We start from the raw sequence: 1331 nt of genomic DNA on the forward strand, positions 1-1331 counted from the left end.
GCCTTCACCGGACGCGTCACGGCCACCGGCGACGGGCAGACCGTCGGCACCGCGCTGGCCGTGGACCGCGAGTCGGAGATGTACACCGTCACGGTCAAGGCCCTGGACCGCAAGGGCGAGCCCGCACCCGCCCCCGCCTGGGACGCCCAGCTGCAGGGCCTGGAAGGACCGGCCAAGGGCGCCAACACCGTGCTGAGCGGCGACACGCACTCGGTACGCGTCCCCAAGGGCCGGTACTTCCTCAACAGCATGGTCCGGGTCGACCCGGCGGGTTCGTACGACCAGGGCGGTGACTGGTTCAACCAGCCCAACCTCGACGTCACCCAGGACACCACGGTGACGGTGGACGCGCGCACCGCCAAGCCGCTCGACATCACCGTCCCCGACCGCTCGGCCCAGCCGGTCCTCGGCTTCTTCAGCGCGGGCATCGAACTGGCCGACGGATACAGCACCCGCTACGGGGTCTTCACCAACTCCCTCGCGCAGTACCGCACCGGCCACCTGGGCCCCAAGGCCGCCGCGGGCGACCAGCTGACGCAGCAGCTCATGACCACCTTCTCCACCGGCGTCAACGGGCACGACGAGTACCACCTGGTGTACCAGCCGACCGGCGACAGGTACCTCACCGGCTTCACCCACCACGCCAAGTCCAGAGAGTTCGCCAAGGTCGAGGCGAAGCTCGGAGCACCCGCCAAGGGCAAGTTCGGATTCATCACGCCGATCACCGAGGGCGGCGCCGGACTCGGGACCGTGCACGCCCTGCCCTACACCGGCACCCTGCACCTGCTCTCGGGGAACACCTCGTGGCAGCTGGGCTTCATGCAGGTCGACGCGAACGACTCGTACGAGTCCGCCTATGACGCACTTCGGAGGACGTTCAAGCCCGGACGCTCCTACCAGCACGTGTTCAACGTCGGTGTCTTCGGGCCGGATCTCCCGGAGGGCGCCGGACTCATCGGGCTGCTCCGGGCGGATGAGGCGATCGACGGACGGCTTCCGCTCTTCTCGGACAGCGAGGGGAACATCAGCGACAACAACTCGCCGATCGAGAGCGCGCGAACATCCCTCTACCGCAACGGTGAGCTCGTCAACACCAGCATCTACCCGATGGACGTCTTCTACATCGCGGAGAACGAGCGGGCCGACTACCGGCTGACCGTCTCGGTCAAGCGCGGCACGGTCGCCGACGTCTCCACGAGCATGACCACGAGCTGGACGTTCTCCTCCGAGTACGCTCCGGGGATCACCAAGCTCCCCACCTCCGTCGTGCGCTTCACCCCCGCCCTGTCCCTCGACAACACGGGCAAGGCACGGGCGAAGGTGTGGGTCCC

General features: G+C 68.1%; 1 pseudogene. It reads left to right on the forward strand.

Features of this window, described 5'->3' with window-relative positions:
• Window positions 1-1331 (forward strand): annotated as a pseudogene (locus ABZ312_RS45100) (peptidase S8); the annotation flags it as partial.

Origin of the sequence: Streptomyces sp. NPDC006207, from assembly GCF_040613835.1 — a bacterium.
In the GTDB taxonomy this organism is placed as follows: domain Bacteria; phylum Actinomycetota; class Actinomycetes; order Streptomycetales; family Streptomycetaceae; genus Actinacidiphila.